Source organism: Musicola keenii (assembly GCF_014855505.1).
Lineage (GTDB): Bacteria > Pseudomonadota > Gammaproteobacteria > Enterobacterales > Enterobacteriaceae > Musicola > Musicola paradisiaca.
The window spans coordinates 1-17,321 of sequence record NZ_JAAWVW010000024.1 but is presented as its reverse complement, the minus strand read 5'-3'; the positions used below and the strand labels follow the sequence as shown (position 1 = coordinate 17,321).

Annotated in this window: 14 protein-coding genes, 2 tRNA genes and 1 pseudogene; 5 read left to right on the top strand and 12 right to left on the bottom strand. The window is 54.3% G+C overall.

Annotation, left to right across the window (positions count from 1 at the left end):
* Positions 1-254: 254 nt before the first annotated feature.
* Positions 255-1,754 carry a sodium/proline symporter PutP gene (gene putP / locus HEP82_RS17905; protein ID WP_192459311.1) on the top strand — a complete coding sequence of 500 codons (1,500 nt, stop codon included), beginning with the start codon at positions 255-257 and terminating at the stop codon, positions 1,752-1,754.
* Between the two features lie 38 nt (positions 1,755-1,792).
* Here putP and HEP82_RS17900 read toward each other — a convergent pair whose 3' ends face one another.
* Positions 1,793-2,176 carry a hypothetical protein gene (locus tag HEP82_RS17900; RefSeq protein WP_225622550.1) on the bottom strand — a complete coding sequence of 128 codons (384 nt, stop codon included), beginning with the start codon at positions 2,174-2,176 and terminating at the stop codon, positions 1,793-1,795.
* 78 nt (positions 2,177-2,254) lie between these two features.
* Positions 2,255-3,733: a ketol-acid reductoisomerase gene (gene ilvC / locus HEP82_RS17895; RefSeq protein WP_192459310.1), complete on the bottom strand. Its 1,479-nt coding sequence runs from the start codon at positions 3,731-3,733 to the stop codon at positions 2,255-2,257.
* 168 nt (positions 3,734-3,901) lie between these two features.
* Between ilvC and ilvY the strand changes: the two genes are divergently transcribed.
* Together ilvY and HEP82_RS17885 are read left to right on the top strand one after the other, a co-directional pair.
* Positions 3,902-4,789, top strand: coding sequence for an HTH-type transcriptional activator IlvY (gene ilvY / locus HEP82_RS17890; protein WP_192459309.1), 888 nt, complete (start codon positions 3,902-3,904; stop codon positions 4,787-4,789).
* The gene (locus HEP82_RS17885) at positions 4,789-5,553 is read left to right on the top strand and encodes a lysozyme inhibitor LprI family protein (RefSeq protein WP_192459308.1); all 765 of its coding nucleotides are present in this window, start codon (positions 4,789-4,791) and stop codon (positions 5,551-5,553) included. Before ilvY ends, HEP82_RS17885 begins: the two co-directional genes overlap by 1 nt.
* Before the next feature lie 2 nt (positions 5,554-5,555).
* On the opposite strand, the pseudogene HEP82_RS17880 reads toward HEP82_RS17885, so the two are convergent.
* The 7 genes and pseudogenes from HEP82_RS17880 to ilvL all read right to left on the bottom strand — a co-directional run bounded on the left by HEP82_RS17880 (position 5,556) and on the right by ilvL (position 13,107).
* Positions 5,556-6,322: pseudogene (locus HEP82_RS17880) on the bottom strand (DUF2461 domain-containing protein).
* A 195-nt stretch (positions 6,323-6,517) separates the two neighbouring features.
* Positions 6,518-8,062 (bottom strand): threonine ammonia-lyase, biosynthetic, encoded by a 1,545-nt coding sequence (ilvA, locus tag HEP82_RS17875; RefSeq protein WP_192459307.1) that lies wholly within the window; start codon positions 8,060-8,062, stop codon positions 6,518-6,520.
* Positions 8,063-8,067: 5 nt separating this feature from the next.
* Positions 8,068-9,918, bottom strand: coding sequence for a dihydroxy-acid dehydratase (gene ilvD / locus HEP82_RS17870; protein ID WP_192459306.1), 1,851 nt, complete (start codon positions 9,916-9,918; stop codon positions 8,068-8,070).
* A 79-nt stretch (positions 9,919-9,997) separates the two neighbouring features.
* Positions 9,998-10,924, bottom strand: coding sequence for a branched-chain-amino-acid transaminase (gene ilvE, locus HEP82_RS17865; protein WP_192459305.1), 927 nt, complete (start codon positions 10,922-10,924; stop codon positions 9,998-10,000).
* A gap of 24 nt (positions 10,925-10,948) precedes the next feature.
* The gene (gene ilvM, locus HEP82_RS17860; protein ID WP_192459304.1) at positions 10,949-11,206 is read right to left on the bottom strand and encodes an acetolactate synthase 2 small subunit; all 258 of its coding nucleotides are present in this window, start codon (positions 11,204-11,206) and stop codon (positions 10,949-10,951) included.
* A gap of 17 nt (positions 11,207-11,223) precedes the next feature.
* Positions 11,224-12,870 (bottom strand): acetolactate synthase 2 catalytic subunit, encoded by a 1,647-nt coding sequence (gene ilvG / locus HEP82_RS17855; RefSeq protein WP_192459303.1) that lies wholly within the window; start codon positions 12,868-12,870, stop codon positions 11,224-11,226.
* Between the two features lie 138 nt (positions 12,871-13,008).
* Positions 13,009-13,107, bottom strand: coding sequence for an ilv operon leader peptide (ilvL, locus tag HEP82_RS17850; protein ID WP_192459302.1), 99 nt, complete (start codon positions 13,105-13,107; stop codon positions 13,009-13,011).
* A gap of 367 nt (positions 13,108-13,474) precedes the next feature.
* Between ilvL and HEP82_RS17845 the strand changes: the two genes are divergently transcribed.
* Entirely contained in the window at positions 13,475-15,001 is a 1,527-nt protein-coding gene (locus HEP82_RS17845; protein ID WP_192459301.1) for a YifB family Mg chelatase-like AAA ATPase, read from the top strand.
* A 62-nt stretch (positions 15,002-15,063) separates the two neighbouring features.
* On the opposite strand, the gene HEP82_RS17840 is transcribed toward HEP82_RS17845, so the two are convergent.
* A complete protein-coding gene (locus tag HEP82_RS17840; RefSeq protein ID WP_192459300.1) occupies positions 15,064-15,402 on the bottom strand; it encodes a DUF413 domain-containing protein in 339 nt (112 codons plus the stop codon).
* Positions 15,403-15,521: 119 nt separating this feature from the next.
* Between HEP82_RS17840 and hdfR the strand changes: the two genes are divergently transcribed.
* The gene (hdfR, locus tag HEP82_RS17835; RefSeq protein WP_192459299.1) at positions 15,522-16,349 is read left to right on the top strand and encodes an HTH-type transcriptional regulator HdfR; all 828 of its coding nucleotides are present in this window, start codon (positions 15,522-15,524) and stop codon (positions 16,347-16,349) included.
* 765 nt (positions 16,350-17,114) lie between these two features.
* On the opposite strand, the gene HEP82_RS17830 is transcribed toward hdfR, so the two are convergent.
* Positions 17,115-17,190, bottom strand: a tRNA-Trp gene (locus tag HEP82_RS17830).
* 9 nt (positions 17,191-17,199) lie between these two features.
* Positions 17,200-17,276 (bottom strand) — tRNA-Asp (locus HEP82_RS17825).
* Positions 17,277-17,321: the final 45 nt, after the last annotated feature.

The following is a 17,321-nucleotide window of genomic DNA, read 5'->3' as shown; positions in this document are numbered from 1 at the left end:
CACTCCTGTAATAAAGAAAGCAGTATCGGGGGAGACGGTTTTGTCGTTATTGTCGCCTCTTCGCGCAACCTGGTGACGCAGTGCGTATTCGCGTGTTTTTGGTTGCTATCCGGCAGGCATACCGTGCTGTTTTCTTTCAGGAAGTATAACTTGTAGCCACCAACTGGGCCTTTTTCTGCGCGGTGTTCCGGTCAGAAACAGGTGCCGCATCACCACAATGGTCATGCGGATAACAATCATAACTGGAGAAATGAATGACGATGATGAGCACACCGATGCTAGTGACCTTTCTGGTGTACATCTTCGGGATGGTCCTGATCGGCCTGTTTGCCTACCGCGCCACTAACAATTTCGGCGACTATATCCTGGGCGGCCGTCGCATGGGCAGTATTGTCACCGCCCTGTCCGCCGGCGCTTCCGACATGAGCGGCTGGCTGTTGATGGGCCTGCCGGGCGCTGTGTTTCTGTCGGGGATTTCTGAAAGTTGGATTGCCATCGGCCTGACGCTGGGCGCCTATCTGAATTGGAAATGGGTAGCAGGACGCCTGCGCGTGCACACAGAAGTCAACCATAACGCGCTAACATTACCGGACTATTTCAGCCATCGCTTTGATGATCAAAGCAAACTGCTGCGTGTGATTTCCGCACTGGTGATCCTGGTGTTCTTCACCATTTATTGCGCATCCGGCATCGTAGCAGGCGCCCGGTTGTTTGAAAGTACATTCGGCCTCAGCTACAACACCGCATTGTGGGCCGGCGCCCTCGCGACCATCGCTTACACTTTTATCGGCGGTTATTTGGCCGTCAGCTGGACCGATACCGTTCAGGCCAGCCTGATGATCTTCGCACTGATTCTGACGCCGGTTATCGTCATCCTCTCCGTCGGCGGCATTGCGCCGTCGCTGAGTGTGATTGAGGCTAAAAACCTGTCCAATCTGGATATGTTCCGCGGGCTGGATCTGGTGGCCATCCTTTCCCTGATGGGCTGGGGTCTGGGTTATTTCGGGCAACCGCACATTCTGGCGCGTTTTATGGCTGCCGATTCGCATCACACTATCCATAACGCCCGCCGCATCAGCATGATCTGGATGGTGCTCTGTCTGGCGGGCGCCGTGACCGTCGGCTTTTTCGGCATCGCCTACTTCACCCAAAACCCAGAACAGGCCGGCAATGTGTCGCAAAACGGCGAGCGTGTCTTTATAGAACTGGCTCGGCTGCTGTTCAACCCGTGGGTCGCCGGCATACTGCTGTCCGCTATTTTAGCGGCGGTGATGAGCACCCTAAGCTGCCAGTTGCTGGTCTGCTCCAGCGCCATCACGGAAGATCTGTACAAACCGTTTTTGCGTAAAAACGCCAGCCAGAAAGAGTTGGTGTGGGTAGGGCGCGGGATGGTGCTGCTGGTATCGGTAGTGGCTATTGCGCTCGCCGCCAATCCGGCAAATCGCGTACTCGGGCTGGTTAGCTATGCCTGGGCCGGCTTTGGCGCCGCATTCGGGCCGGTGATTCTGATTTCGCTGTTGTGGCCACGCATGACACGCAATGGCGCGCTGTTCGGTATGCTGGTCGGCGCAGCGACCGTCATCATCTGGAAACAGTACGGTTGGCTGAACCTGTATGAAATCATCCCCGGTTTCCTGTTCGGCGCGGTCACGATTGTGCTGGTCAGCCTGCTGGGACGCGCGCCGTCTGCGGCTGTGACCGAGCGCTTCCATCAGGCAGAGCGAGAGTTTAAATCCACCCCGGCGGATGCCTGATCCCCTGACAAACAGACGGCCCGACGCCTCGGGCCGTATCACTGGTGCGTCACGGTGATACGGGTTTTTAACGTTTCGTCGCCGTCGCCAAGGCGAATGCGATTGTTCAGCCGATAGACATCACCGGTGACGTTAATCACCAGCACGCCATCCTGCATATGAATATCCACGTCACGGCTATTGGTTTTGAGCACATCGACCGTTTCGCCGCCGTTCACACTCACCGTATACCGATAGACAGACCCCGCCGACGCGCCGCTATCCAACTGAAGCAAATTCACCGTCACGTTATCTTCAAGCTGGTATTGCCGCACCAGATTGTAATCGTCATCGCCCCAATAGATTGCGTACACAAACATCAGGCCCAGACAAAAAATCATGGCCATCAATAATGGCAACAATAGGCGGGGCATTTTCATCATGTAGCGCCCATTCCCTTAATGCTCCATAACAAAACGGGGCGCATATGCGCCCCGTTCAATGATCGTCGAACGACAGTATTAGCCTGCGACCGCGATACGTTTCATGTCGGTCATGTAGCCGCGCAGTTTCTTACCGACCACTTCGATCGGATGGTTGCGAATGGCTTCATTCACATCGCGCAGCTGCGCGTTGTCGATGCCGGCAGCCGCTACCGGCTTGCCCAAATCGCCCGCCTGCAGGCTGCCCATGAATGTCTCTTTCAGCAACGGTACGGCGGCGTTGGCGAACAGGTAGTTACCGTATTCAGCGGTGTCGGAAATAACCACGTTCATTTCGTACAGACGTTTACGGGCAATGGTGTTCGCAATCAGCGGCAGTTCGTGCAGCGATTCGTAGTAAGCGGATTCTTCGATGATGCCGGAGCTCACCATGGTTTCAAACGCCAGTTCCACGCCAGCTTTCACCATGGCGATCATCAGAACGCCGTGGTCGAAGTATTCCTGTTCAGAAATTTTGCCTTCGAACTGCGGGGCATTTTCAAACGCCGTCTTGCCGGTTTCTTCACGCCAGGTCAACAGTTTCACATCGTCATTGGCCCAGTCAGCCATCATGCCGCCGGAGAACGCGCCGGAGATAATGTCGTCCATGTGCTTCTGGAACAGCGGCGCCATGATGCCTTTCAGCTGTTCAGACAGTGCAAACGCACGCAGTTTGGCCGAGTTGGACAGACGATCCATCATCAGCGTGATGCCGCCTTGTTTCAGCGCCTCGGTGATGGTTTCCCAGCCGAACTGAATCAGTTTTTCCGCATAAGCCGGATCCACGCCGTCAGCCACCAGCTTGTCAAAGCTCAGCAGAGAACCGGCCTGCAACATACCGCACAGAATGGTCTGTTCGCCCATCAGGTCGGATTTCACTTCGGCCACGAAGGAAGATTCCAGCACGCCGGCACGATGACCACCGGTAGCGGCCGCCCAAGCTTTGGCGATGGCCATGCCTTCGCCTTTCGGATCGTTTTCCGGGTGGACGGCGATCAGGGTCGGTACGCCGAAACCACGCTTGTATTCTTCACGTACTTCAGTGCCCGGGCATTTCGGCGCCACCATGACGACGGTGATGTCTTTACGGATCTGCTCGCCGACTTCAACGATGTTGAAACCATGGGAATAACCCAGCGCGGCACCCTGTTTCATCAGCGGCTGAACCGCCTGAACCACGGCGGAGTGCTGTTTGTCCGGCGTCAGGTTGACGACTAAATCAGCCTGCGGGATCAGTTCTTCGTAAGTGCCGACTTTAAAACCGTTCTCGGTCGCTTTGCGCCAGGAAGCGCGTTTTTCGGCAATGGCTTCAGCACGCAGGGCATAAGCGATATCCAGGCCGGAATCACGCATGTTCAACCCCTGGTTCAACCCCTGGGCGCCGCATCCTACGATGACCACTTTTTTGCCTTTCAGATAGTTGGCTTCGTCAGCGAACTCATCACGGCCCATAAAGCGGCATTTGCCCAGTTGCGCCAGCTGCTGACGCAGGTTCAGAGTATTGAAATAATTAGCCATGTGGCGTGCTCCATAATGTTGTGTCGTGGTTTATCACGTTCGGTATAGACGGCGGCCGTTGCCCCATCAGAATGTCGTCATCATATGACAGGAAATGCATTGCTTAAATTGATATATTAACAACGCAATATTGCAAGAACTGCAACATGAAAACGAGATCGACCAAGCATGGACTTACGGGACCTGAAACTTTTCCTGCATCTGGCGGAAAGCTGCCACTTCGGTCGTACCGCCAAGGCGATGCACATCAGCCCATCCACTCTTTCACGCCAGATCCAGCGGCTGGAGGAGGATCTCGGACAAACGCTGTTCCGGCGGGATAACCGTACCGTCAGCCTGACCGACGCCGGCGAGCAGGTTAAACTTTTCGCCCAGCAGACGCTGCTGCACTACCAGCAATTGCGCTTACAGCTTCAGCAACAGGGGGCGTCGCTCAGCGGCGAACTGCGTCTGTTCTGCTCCGTCACCGCCGCCTATAGCCACCTGCCGCCCATACTGGACAGGTTCCGGGCACAGCACCCATTGGTGGAAATCAAGCTCACCACCGGCGACGCCGCCGATGCGGTGGATAAAGTTCAGTCCAACGACGCGGATCTCGGCATCGCCGGTCATCCAGAGATCTTGCCCGGCAGCGTCGACTTCATGCCGATCGGCGAGATCCCGCTGGCGCTGATCATTCCCGCGCTGCGCTGCCCGGTGCAGACCCAGGCGCTGCACGCCAATCCTGATTGGTCGCAGATCCCGTTCATCTTGCCGGAGCACGGCCCGGTGCGGAAACGGGTCGATGTGTGGTTCCGCCGTCAACACATCACCAACCCGCCCATTTACGCCACTGTTTCCGGCCACGAAGCCATGGTGTCGATGGTGGCGCTGGGATGCGGCATCGCACTCATCCCTGACGTAGTGCTTGAAAACAGTCCGGAACCCGTGCGTAATCGTGTCTCGGTAATGGAAGAACAAGTCATGGAACCCTTGGAATTAGGCGTCTGCGTACAAAAGAAGCGCCTTGGCGAACCTTTGATTGCCGCATTCTGGGAAACCTTACAGGAACAATAATGAAACTATTGCTTGCCGTAATCCTTCTGCCTCTGGCTTTGAGTTGCAGCACATTTTCAGCATTGGCGGCCAGCTTTCCCTGCCAGCAGGCCGCATCAACGCAGGAAAAATTGATCTGTCAGAACCCGACGCTTAGCCAGATGGACGATGAACTGGCGAAAGAGTGGCAGAAATCACGCGCGTTCCTGACGGATAACCCCCAACGCGCTGCGCAAGACAAAAACCTGACGCTATTTCAGCGCGGTTGGCTCACCAGCCGCAGCGCTTGTCGTAACGAGGAGTGCTTGCATCAGAGCTACCAACAGCAAATCGCTCGTCTGCGTTACCTGAACGACATCACCCAGCATACGCTACCGGCCCCCATCGTCAGGCCGCGCCGTAGCGCTTGTTTCGACGGCGACTACAGCTATGAATACTATCTACAACTTTCTGATCAGGAATACGCGGAACTGAGCGACTACTTCAAGGAAATGTACGACCAGAAAGCGCCTTATCATTTGGCCAACCTGACACTCAAGAACGACGACGGCGACATCGACGGCAATGGCTCTATTGCCTTTCGTTATGCCGACAAGCTGGATGACTTTACGTTAACCGCACGCCAAATGAGCGACACGCAGGCGATCGGCCAGACAGAGGGCAGTTTCGGCGGGCAGAAAAAAGTGTTGCTGACCTGCATTGATAACCGGCAGCTGCAAATCACGGTTTTCGACGCCGCCGGTGAAAGTTACCTGTTTGATTATCTGATGGCACCGACCAAGTAATCTCAGCGGCTGAACCACTTTTCATCCCAAAAGGCAGGACCGATATTTTCCGATTCTGCCGTCCTCTTCAGCGTTTCAATCTTCATCAAATAGTGATAGAGCGGCTCCAGCTGGGTGAAACCGCGTCCCAGCGTCGAAATCAGTGCGTCGCTGAATAACGCATCCATATCATGACGGGTCGTCATCGCCGCGAACGTCTTACGGTTGTACCAGGTCGCCAGCGCCGGATCCTGCTCTTTGACCAGCGGACGCTTGTAGCTTTCCCCGACCAACGCAAACTCCCGCCCCAGACAACCCGCCATGTCGAGAAAACCCTGCGGGTTATCCCGCAGCGTCTGCCGGAACAGCTCCATCGTGGTGCGGCTAGCGCTGTAATAACCGAGGCCATAACTCCACTCAGTCGGCGTCAGCTCGAAAAAGTAGACCGGCGCATCCGTCCAGTCTTTGTGAGTACGCTTGAAGGTAAACCACATTTTGTCGCGATAGCGGGACTTATCGTGGGAAAAGCGGGTGTCGCGATGAATGCGAGATAGGGTTTTCCCTACCGCCGGGCGGGTTTCAAAATGATCGTCAATTTGCAGCATGGTGACACCCAGCGCCGCCACCAGCCCGCGAAACGGCGACAACAATACCGAGTCATACTCCGAACGGTGCTCTTCGAACCATGCTTTGAACGGTGCTCTTCGAACCATGCTTTGTTGTCCTGCTGACGCACCTGTTGCAAAAACGTCAGCGCCTGCGGCGAGAAACCGTGAAACACATCAGCCATGACACCTCTCCCATCAAAAATCGTTCCGTTCGATCTCATTGATAAACCATGTCGTTGATAAACAATAACGCGCCAGACGGCATATCACCATCTGGCGCGTTATGTTTTCGTCGACCCATCTCTGCCGATTAAACCGCCGCAAGCGGGACAATCGCAGGCGTGAGGCGCCCCCGACATGAGCGCCTCAGCAGCCGTTTATCCTTTCAGAAAAAAACGGAACGCCGGGTTCTGGGTTTCATCGTGACACTCGTAACCCAACGCCTGCAAATGCTGCTCAAACTCCGGTTCGCGCTCCGCCAGCTCGAAGGCGGCCAGCACGCGGCCAAAGTCGGTACCGTGGCTGCGGTAGTGGAACAGGGTAATGTTCCAGCGCGTGCCTAATGTATTGAGAAACTTGAGCAACGCACCCGGCGATTCCGGAAATTCAAAGCTGTAGAGTCGCTCGCGCAACGGCTTTGAGGGACGCCCTCCCACCATGTAGCGCACATGCAGCTTGGCCATTTCGTCGTCGGACAGATCGACTACCTGATAGCCGTCACGCTGCAACTCCGTGAGAATCTCCTGACGCTCGCTATTGCCGCGCGTCAGCCTCACGCCGACAAAAATGCAGGCATTGTCGGCATCGGCGTAACGGTAATTGAATTCCGTCACCGAACGGCCGCCCAGCAGCTGACAAAAATTCAGGAAACTGCCTTTCTGCTCAGGGATCGTCACCGCCATCAGCGCTTCACGCTGCTCGCCCAATTCGCACCGTTCGGACACATAGCGCAAACCATGGAAGTTCACGTTGGCGCCGGACAGAATATGCGCCAACCGTTCGCCCTGAATGCCGTGCTGCTGGATATACTTCTTCATACCCGCCAGCGCCAGCGCACCGGACGGCTCGGCGATCGCACGGACATCCTCGAACAGATCCTTCACCGCCGCGCAGATGGCGTCGCTGTCCACCGTGATCACATCGTCCAGATACTCGCGACACAGACGGAAGGTTTCGTTGCCGATACGCTTGACCGCCACGCCTTCGGCAAACAGCCCCACGCGCGGTAAATCCACCGGCTGGCCGGCATCCAGCGCCGCCCGCAGGCAGGCGGAATCCTCCGCTTCGACGCCGATCACCTGGATCTGCGGCATCAACTGCTTGATCAGCACCGCCACGCCCGCCGCCAGACCGCCGCCGCCTACCGGCACGAATACGCGATCCAGATGGGCGTCCTGCTGCAGCAGCTCCATCGCCAGCGTCCCCTGGCCGGCAATCACCGCCGGGTGGTCGAACGGCGGCACGAAGGTCATGTGTTGCTGTTGCGATAACTCAATCGCCTTGGCTTTCGCCTCATCGAAATTGTTGCCATGCAATAGCACCTCGCCGCCAAAGTCGCGTACTGCGTCGACCTTGATATCCGCCGTCGCAACCGGCATCACGATCAGCGCCCTGATCCCCAGACGACTGGCGGAAAGCGCCACGCCCTGAGCGTGGTTGCCGGCCGATGCCGTCACTACGCCATGCAATTTCTGTTCGTCGCTCAGACCCGCCATCATGGCGTATGCACCACGCAGCTTGAAGCTGTGCACTGCCTGACGATCCTCACGTTTGACCAGAATAACGTTGCCCAGCCGGGAAGACAGCTTGTCCATCTTTTCCAGCGGCGTCACCTGAGCGACCTCATATACCGGCGAGCGGAGCACCGCTCGCAGATATTCCGCGCCGCCGGGTTCGGCGGGCAACGGTTGTGAAACGGCCATAGCGATTAGCCTCCCAGCTTGCTTTTATCGCGTACCGCGCCCTTGTCGGCGCTGGTAGCCAGGCTGGCGTAAGCGCGCAGCGCAAAAGAAACCTGACGGTTACGGTTTTTCGGCGTCCAGGCGGCATCACCGCGCGCCAGTTCTTGCTCGCGGCGTTGGGCCAATTCGTCGTCACTCACTTCCAACGCAATGCCGCGTTTGGGAATGTCGATAGCAATCATGTCACCGTCCTGCACCAGACCGATGGTGCCGCCATTGGCTGCTTCCGGTGATGCGTGACCGATGGACAAGCCGGACGTGCCGCCAGAGAAACGACCGTCGGTGATCAACGCACAGGCTTTGCCCAAGCCCATGGACTTGAGGAAACTGGTGGGATAGAGCATTTCCTGCATACCGGGGCCGCCTTTCGGGCCTTCGTAGCGAATCACCACCACATCGCCCGCCACCACTTTACCGCCTAGGATCGCTTCTACCGCGTCATCCTGCGACTCATACACTTTCGCCGGGCCGCGAAATACCAGGCTGCCTTCGTCGACGCCTGCGGTTTTCACAATACAGCCGTCTTCTGCCAGATTGCCGTACAGCACCGCCAGACCGCCGTCCTGGCTGTAGGCGTGTTCGCGAGAGCGGATACAGCCTTCCTGACGATCGGTATCCAGCGAATCCCAGCGGCAATCCTGCGAGAACGCCTGCGTGGTACGGATACCGGCAGGGCCGGCGGCGTACATGTTCTTCACCGCCTCATCTTGCGTCTGCATGATGTCGTAGGCCGAAAGGGTTTCCGGCAGCGTCAGCCCCAGTACGTTCTTCACCTCCCGGTTGAGCAACCCGGCGCGATCCAGTTCGCCCAGAATCCCGACCACGCCGCCGGCGCGGTGTACGTCTTCCATGTGGTATTTCTGGGTGCTGGGCGCCACCTTGCACAGATGCGGCACCTTGCGCGACAGACGGTCGATATCGGACATGCTGAAATCCACCTCGCCTTCCTGCGCCGCCGCCAGCAGATGCAGTACGGTATTGGTGGAGCCGCCCATAGCAATATCCAGCGTCATGGCGTTTTCAAACGCAGCCTTGCAGGCGATGTTGCGCGGCAGTACACCAGCGTCATCCTGTTCGTAGTAACGTTTGGCCAGGCCCACGATACGTTCGCCCGCATTAAGGAACAGCTGTTTACGGTCAGCATGGGTCGCCAGCAGCGAGCCGTTGCCCGGCTGAGACAGACCCAGCGCTTCCGTCAGGCAGTTCATGGAGTTGGCGGTAAACATCCCGGAGCAGGAGCCGCAAGTCGGGCAGGCGGAGCGTTCAATCTGCGCGCTGTCGTCATCACTCACTTTCGGGTTGGCGCCCTGAATCATGGCGTCGATCAGATCCAGCTTGATGATCTTATCGGAGAGTTTGGTTTTTCCCGCTTCCATCGGCCCGCCGGAAACGAAGATGGCAGGGATATTCAGACGCAGCGCCGCCATCAGCATCCCCGGCGTGATCTTGTCGCAGTTGGAGATACACACCATGGCGTCGGCACAGTGGGCATTGACCATGTATTCGACGGAATCGGCAATCAGTTCGCGGGAAGGCAAAGAATAGAGCATGCCGCCGTGGCCCATGGCGATACCGTCATCCACCGCGATGGTATTGAACTCTTTGGCAACACCGCCGGCAGCTTCAATCTGCTCGGCGACCAGTTTACCCAGATCGCGCAAATGAACGTGTCCGGGTACGAATTGAGTGAACGAATTTACAACAGCGATGATGGGCTTGCCAAAATCGGCGTCGGTCATCCCTGTGGCGCGCCACAGGGCTCGCGCTCCAGCCATATTACGACCATGCGTGGTGGTGGCTGAACGGTACTTAGGCATACTCTGATTACTCCAGTTTGAACAGATAACCGGTGACGGAACGGGCCACCGGCAAAAAAGTGTCAACGTATAACAGTGATTACGGGTTTACCGGATCCAGCCAACCCCATTTGTCTTCGGTCTCGCCGTTGAACAGGCCGAAGAACGCCTGCTGCAATTGTTTAGTGACCGGGCCGCATCTGCCGATACCGACTTGAATACCGTCCACACTTCGCACCGGCGTGATCTCCGCCGCCGTGCCGGACATAAACACTTCGTCCGCTAGATAGAGCGATTCGCGCGACAACACCTGTTCACGGATTTCGAAGCCTTTGTCCTTCGCCAGCTTGATAATGGCGTCGCGGGTGATCCCCGGCAGGGCGGAGGACGTGAACGGCGGCGTGAAGAGGATACCGTCTTTTACCTCAAACAGGTTTTCGCCCGCGCCTTCGGAAACATAACCGTTCACATCCAGCGCGATACCTTCCTGATAACCATGACGACGCGCTTCACTGCCGACCAGCAGGGAGGACAGGTAATTACCGCCTGCTTTAGCTGCCGTAGGAATGGTATTGGCCGCGGCACGATTCCAGGATGACACCATCGCATCGATCCCCTGATCCAGCGCTTCTTCTCCCAGATATGCGCCCCACGGAAACGCCGCGATGATGACGTCGGTCTTGTAGCCAGCCGGCGGATTCACGCCCATACCCACATCGCCGACAAAGACCAACGGACGGATATAGGCACTGGACAGATTATTTTTGCGCAGCGTTTCGCGACAGGCTTCCATCAGTTCATCAACGCTGTAGGAAATCGGCATGCGATAAATCTTGGCCGAATCATGCAGACGCTGCATGTGCTCGCGGTGACGGAATACCACCGGCCCGCGGTGGGAACTGTAACAACGAACCCCCTCGAACACGGAAGTCCCGTAATGTAGCGCGTGGGACATCACATGAACCTTGGCCTCAGCCCAGGGAACCATTTCACCATTGAACCAGATATAGTCAGCTTTCTTCGTCATTTCTTATTTTCCTTACCGATGCCTTCAGGCACGTATCTGTTGTGATGTAAGCGGTTGGATCTCGACACAGGCGATATCCAGTAATTTGTTTAATTGCGTTGACAATAAATCCACCGGTCTGTGGCTGGCAACGGTCATTTCAATCTGAATCTGGTCACTGCTGGTTTCCTGCGTCATGTTCATCGCGCAAATCTGAAACCCACGATGACGTGTAATACGCAGCACGCGCTCCAGCACTTCCGGGCGGAAACGCGCCTGAATCGATAATTGATGATGGGTCATGATGTGTTCTCCAGCCATTATTCTGTTTTATCCAACATGGTTTCATTACCGGCGCCGGGCGGCACCAGCGGCCAGACATTCTCATACTCATCGATGGAAACATGCAGCAGGTATGGCCCTTCGCTGCGAAGCAACGTATCCAGGGCGGAATCAATCTGGTCTTTGCGGGTGATGTTCTGGCCGGGGATACCGAAGGCGCTGGCCAGAGTCAGAAAATCAGGGTTATCGGAAAGGTTGGTTTCACTATAGCGCTCATCGAAAAATAACTGCTGCCATTGTCGAACCATGCCCAGACGCTGGTTGTCCAACAGAACGATTTTGAGCGGCAGACGTTTTCGCTTGATGGTGCCGAGCTCCTGCACATTCATCATGAAAGAGCCATCGCCGGAGATGCAGATCACCATATCATCCGGGCGGGCCACCTGCGCCCCCACTGCGGCCGGTACCCCGAACCCCATCGTTCCGAGACCGCTGGATGTAATGAAATTTTCCGGCCGGGTGAATTGCATATGTTGGGCCGCCCACATCTGATGCTGGCCGACATCGGTCGTGATGACCGTTTCCGCCGGCATTTTTTCCGCCAGCGTTTTCAGCAGCGCCGGCGCGTAGATAGCCTCGCCTGGGTGATCGTAACGCCAGACATATTCCGCTTTCATCATCGCCGCCTGCTGACGCCAGTCGGCAATCGATAATGACTGCGCCAGCGCGGGCAATAACTGATTGAGATCGCCACGCAGAGCAATGTGCGCCTGCCGCAGTTTATTCAGCTCGGCCGGGTCGATATCCATATGGATGACTCTGGCATGAGGGGCAAAGGCGCTGAGTTTACCCGTTACCCGATCGTCGAAACGCGCTCCCACGGCGAGGAGCAGGTCGCACTCCTGCACCATCAGGTTGGCCGCCCGCGTGCCATGCATACCGATCATGCCCAGATTGTAGGGATACGCGCTTTCAACCGCCCCGAGCCCCTTCAGCGTCGAAACAGCGGGAATGCCGGTGATCTCAATGAAAGAACGCAATGCGGGCACCGCCTGCGCCATACCGACACCGCCACCAACATACAGCACTGGCTTCTTTGCCTGTGCCAGCATGGCCCGCGCTTCCGCAACCTGCTCCGCAGGAAAGGCCGTCGTATCATCCACCGACATAAAGCAGGGGGTAAAATCGCTTTCCGTCAGTTGGATATCTTTAGGAATATCAATCAACACCGGCCCTGGGCGACCACTACGTGCGACGGCAAAGGCTTCCGCCATGATTTCCGGCAACTCATCAACGGATTCCACCAGAAAGCTGTGTTTGGTGCAGGCCAGAGAAAGCCCAAGCACGTCGATTTCCTGAAATGCATCGGTACCGATCAGTGCAGATCCAACCTGCCCGGTAATAGCGACAATCGGCACAGAATCCAACAGCGCGTCCGCCAAACCGGTGATCAGGTTGGTTGCCCCCGGGCCGGAGGTGGCGATGCATACGCCGACTTTGTCCGTCGCGCGCGCATAACCAATGGCCGCCATCGCCGCGCCCTGTTCATGGCGGCACAACAAGTGCTCGACACCGCCGTCATACAACGCATCATAGACCGGCATAATCGCGCCGCCAGGATAGCCGAAAACGGTATCCACTCCCTGCGCCCGCAGCGCCTGAACTACCCATTGAGCACCATTCATTGTTATTTCTCCGACGTCTGTCGGGAAAAACAGAATTTTCTACTGCCGGACATTCTCTGCTCCCTTGTTGGATTCATGGCCCATAAAAAAACCCCCGACCTTGCGGTGCGGGGGTTTTCTTGAATTCGGCCTTGATTTCTAAGCCATTCGTCGTCCAAGTGCAGCCCCGCACGGTGGGATAATAATCACCACCACGCTAATCACAATTAGGCTAATCACTAGGTTGAAGGCTTTCATTTAAGTTGTGTGTTGTTTGCTTGCTGAACGAATGCTTACAGAGGTACCACAGTCACGCCGAAAAAAACAACTTTTTTTTCTCTCAATATTCGCGTATTCGGGCGATGACTCATCATAAACGACTTATTATTCATACAATAAGGCTCATCAGGTGATGATGCATCAATGTCACCGGTAAGACCGAATTCTCGCCGTCTATTGTGTCAGACATCCATCACGCCTGTGTCTGGAAGCAGCAACACAGTTATTTTCCCTATTGCATAAACACGAAACCATTCCTCCATATCGCCTCGCACTTTCTCGCATACCTCAATGCCGACAGAAAAACCTTTGGGCATGATGCCGAGGTAAATCAAAGGAGCGAATTATGACATTGGCGGTGACTTATACCCGGGCCACCTTGGGGATGCAGGCTCCCGAGGTTTCTATCGAAGTGCATATCAGCAACGGGTTGCCCGCATTAACGCTGGTCGGATTACCTGAAACAACCGTCAAGGAAGCTCGCGACCGGGTACGCAGCGCGTTAATCAATTGTGGTTTTACTTTTCCCGCCAAGCGCATCACCGTGAATCTCGCGCCAGCAGATTTGCCCAAGGAGGGCGGACGTTACGATCTGCCCATCGCCATCGCCATTCTGGCAGCATCCGAGCAGATCCCGGGGGAAAAGCTCAATCAATTCGAATTTCTTGGCGAATTGGGGCTCTCCGGCAGCCTACGGGGCGTCAACGGCGCAATTCCTGCCGCACTGGAAGCCCATAAGGCCGGCCGCAGGCTGATTCTTCCTGACGATAACACACTGGAAATGGCTCTGGTGCCATACGGTGAGACCCAGATGGCTAATCACTTGCTGCAGGTTTGCGCTTTTTTGCAGGGAAAAGCAGCTTTATTCAGTAGCGCCGATATCACGCCGATGACACCTGACAGCGAAGCTGTCCCCGATTTGAAAGACATCATCGGCCAGGAGCAAGCGAAACGAGCACTGGAGATCGCAGCTGCCGGCAGCCACAATCTTTTGCTGCTCGGCCCACCAGGTACCGGAAAAACCATGCTTGCCAGCCGATTGCCGGGATTGATGCCGCAGCTCGATGATGATGAAGCCCTGGAAAGCGCAGCAATCAATAGTCTGCTTAATATCAACACATCCCTATTAAAATGGCGCTGCCGGCCTTTCCGCTCGCCTCACCACACCGCTTCCATGACTGCGCTGGTTGGAGGCGGCACAATTCCCAAACCGGGGGAAATCTCTCTGGCGCATAACGGAGTGCTGTTTTTGGATGAGCTTCCGGAGTTTGAACGGCGGGTACTGGATTCATTAAGAGAACCACTGGAATCAGGTGAAATCATCATTTCACGAGCTCGGGCAAAAATTTGCTATCCAGCACGTTTTCAACTGGTCGCTGCAATGAATCCAAGCCCTTCAGGACACTATCAGGGGCTACACAACCGAGTTCCTGCTCAGCAGGTTCTTCGTTATCTCAACCGGTTATCCGGCCCATTTCTGGATCGATTCGATATCTCAATCGAAGTGCCTTTGTTACCACCGGGTCTGCTACGTCAGCAATCCAACAAAGGGGAAAGCAGTGCAACAATAAGGCAGAGAGTACTGGCTGCTCGCCAGCGGCAAGTAGTGCGGTGCGGGAAAATTAATGCGTTGATGAAACCAGACGATATTGAACACCACTGTCGGCTGGAGAGTGCCGACGCTGTCTATCTGGAAGAAGCAATGACCAAACTCGGATTATCAGTGAGAGCCTGGCATCGAATATTGAAGGTATCGCGCACCATTGCAGATTTGGCTGACGAAGACACCATCAATCGCCAACATCTGGCCGAGGCACTGAGTTATCGCTGTATGGATCGCTTACTGATACGGCTACATAAGAATCTGGCATGATGACTTACCCACATCAATTATTATGGGCCGAAAACAAAAATGGGGCTATTGCCCCATTTTTGTTAATCGTCACTTTCAGTGAACTCTTCAACTGTATCCATTTGCGGTTTACCGCCAGACAACGTATGGAAACGCTTAGGACGACGAATACGTTCGACATACTTCGTCCAGATCCTTTCCAGCTCCGTCTCCGCCTTACGCTCACCACGGCACACGGCCACAAACTGAAGCTCTTCTGCTGTCACTGGCTGACGTTTGCCCGAATCGAGTTCGTTAAACGCATGACCATGGCGTTCCAGCAATTGAGCTTCCTTAATCGTAAAATCACCGTGTCGGGAAAATCCTCGTGGATAGAACTTGTTATCAAAAAAACGACTGGTTGTAGAGAAGCTTTCCGCCATCTTACACGCTCCTAATTCTCATATGGTCGTGCCGTTTATGGCGCGGAGTATTAGATAGGCTTGACTTTCTGTAAAACAAAACATTTAAATCATGACGACAAATTTTTTTGGAGGAGAATATGGATACCGACTTACTGAAAACCTTTCTGGAAGTCAGCAAGACCCGGCACTTCGGGCGAGCGGCTGAATCACTCTATCTGACACAGTCGGCTGTCAGTTTCCGTATCCGGCAACTGGAGAATCAATTAGGGGCTAATCTGTTTACACGGCACCGTAATAATATTCAATTGACGCCAGCAGGAGAGCGCCTGTTACCTTACGCTGAGAGCCTCATTGATACCTGGCAAATAGCCAAGAGGGAAGTTGGTCGTTCTCAACAGCATAGTCAGCTTTCAATCGGTGCTACTGCATCATTATGGGAAGCATTTCTTACCAGCTGGCTGAACGCTCTCTATCAGCAGCGTCCACTCCTCCAATTGGAGGCCAGAATCGCATTACGGCAGACTCTCGTAAAACAGTTACACGAGAGACAGCTCGACCTTCTGATCACGACAGAACCACCCAAAATGGATGAATTAGGCAGCCAGCTATTGGGGTCTTTTGCATTATCATTATTTACTACCAGACATAATGAGAAAATAGAAAATGCACCTTACATAAAACTCGAATGGGGTGCGGATTTCCATCAACAAGAAAGCCGGTGGCTATCCGGCGGACAAACATCAATTCTGACCACAACATCGGCACAATTAGCCCGACAATTATTAGCCACAATAGGAGGATGTGCATTTTTGCCCAGCCATTGGGAGCAAAAATATTCTGATCTCAAGCCATTAGAGGATTTTGAATTACTGGAAAGGCCATTTTATGCCGTGTGGCTTGAAAATGGAGATCAGCAAGAACTCATTTGCCAGCTATTAAAAACACCAATACACGTAACGGATTAAGGCACTAATAATTACCAGCGTAGTCCCACCGGTTTTCAGTACGACCGCTATGCAACAGTCTCTAGCCAGTTTTTACTTCACCTAGATAACTAGCGGCACATCGCCAAGTGAGCTATGCGGGCGTTCTTCGTGATATAACGCACGCTAGTTCTCTGGTTATCGCACGGACTGCTGACAGTATTTTGAACAGATATATATCACGTATTTCTGCTCACAGTATTTTTAAATCACTCAATAAACCCGTTCTACATCGGATTACTGGCTGAATCAAACCAAGTATCATACCGTGAAGTTCTGTTCATTCAGCTAATACTGCGGCAGTACGTTCCGTACCTATTATCACTTCGTATAACAGCTGAATAACTTCTTTTGGCACTTAATAAAAACAACACAATAAATAGGAATATTCAGTTCAACCTCAAATGCCAGTGCTTCCCGATTAAAATCATCGACCATGTTAAATAACATGAGTCGCTATTCGTCCATCAAAGCATGACTCATAGAATCCATCGACCAGCAGTAATTCAGTTTATGAGAAATGACACAAGGTTATGAATATAGATTAGGTAAGCATTTTCTCTATTTTATTAAGAATAATGTTTATATTCCCAATAAATTAATAATATCTAAAGGATTAATATCACACTATTATTTTTTAATAGCAGATATAATAATTTATGAAAATGAGAGGTTAGTTTTTGGGAATAATATCCAGATGATATTTCAGACAAAAAAAACCCTTCACTATTGTGAAGGGTTTAAATTTGGCAGGGGCGGAGAGGCTCGAACTCCCAACACCCGGTTTTGGAGACCGGTGCTCTACCAATTGAACTACGCCCCTAAAATAGGGTGGCGGTGCGGACGGGACTCGAACCCGCGACCCCCGGCGTGACAGGCCGGTATTCTAACCGACTGAACTACCGCACCACCGATTCTGTCTGTTATCAGAGGAGTCAATCTGATAACCCGGTG

What these genes read in the sequence shown, in the direction of transcription:
- ilvL (WP_192459302.1), bottom strand. Translation starts at nt 13,107, where the DNA reads ATGAAAGCCTTCAACCTAGTGATTAGCCTAATTGTGATTAGCGTGGTG.
- HEP82_RS17840 (WP_192459300.1), bottom strand. Translation starts at nt 15,402, where the DNA reads ATGGCGGAAAGCTTCTCTACAACCAGTCGTTTTTTTGATAACAAGTTC.
- putP (WP_192459311.1), top strand. Translation starts at nt 255, where the DNA reads ATGACGATGATGAGCACACCGATGCTAGTGACCTTTCTGGTGTACATC.
- HEP82_RS17885 (WP_192459308.1), top strand. Translation starts at nt 4,789, where the DNA reads ATGAAACTATTGCTTGCCGTAATCCTTCTGCCTCTGGCTTTGAGTTGC.
- hdfR (WP_192459299.1), top strand. Translation starts at nt 15,522, where the DNA reads ATGGATACCGACTTACTGAAAACCTTTCTGGAAGTCAGCAAGACCCGG.
- ilvY (WP_192459309.1), top strand. Translation starts at nt 3,902, where the DNA reads ATGGACTTACGGGACCTGAAACTTTTCCTGCATCTGGCGGAAAGCTGC.
- ilvC (WP_192459310.1), bottom strand. Translation starts at nt 3,733, where the DNA reads ATGGCTAATTATTTCAATACTCTGAACCTGCGTCAGCAGCTGGCGCAA.
- HEP82_RS17900 (WP_225622550.1), bottom strand. Translation starts at nt 2,176, where the DNA reads ATGATGAAAATGCCCCGCCTATTGTTGCCATTATTGATGGCCATGATT.
- ilvA (WP_192459307.1), bottom strand. Translation starts at nt 8,062, where the DNA reads ATGGCCGTTTCACAACCGTTGCCCGCCGAACCCGGCGGCGCGGAATAT.
- HEP82_RS17845 (WP_192459301.1), top strand. Translation starts at nt 13,475, where the DNA reads ATGACATTGGCGGTGACTTATACCCGGGCCACCTTGGGGATGCAGGCT.
- ilvG (WP_192459303.1), bottom strand. Translation starts at nt 12,870, where the DNA reads ATGAATGGTGCTCAATGGGTAGTTCAGGCGCTGCGGGCGCAGGGAGTG.
- ilvM (WP_192459304.1), bottom strand. Translation starts at nt 11,206, where the DNA reads ATGACCCATCATCAATTATCGATTCAGGCGCGTTTCCGCCCGGAAGTG.
- ilvD (WP_192459306.1), bottom strand. Translation starts at nt 9,918, where the DNA reads ATGCCTAAGTACCGTTCAGCCACCACCACGCATGGTCGTAATATGGCT.
- ilvE (WP_192459305.1), bottom strand. Translation starts at nt 10,924, where the DNA reads ATGACGAAGAAAGCTGACTATATCTGGTTCAATGGTGAAATGGTTCCC.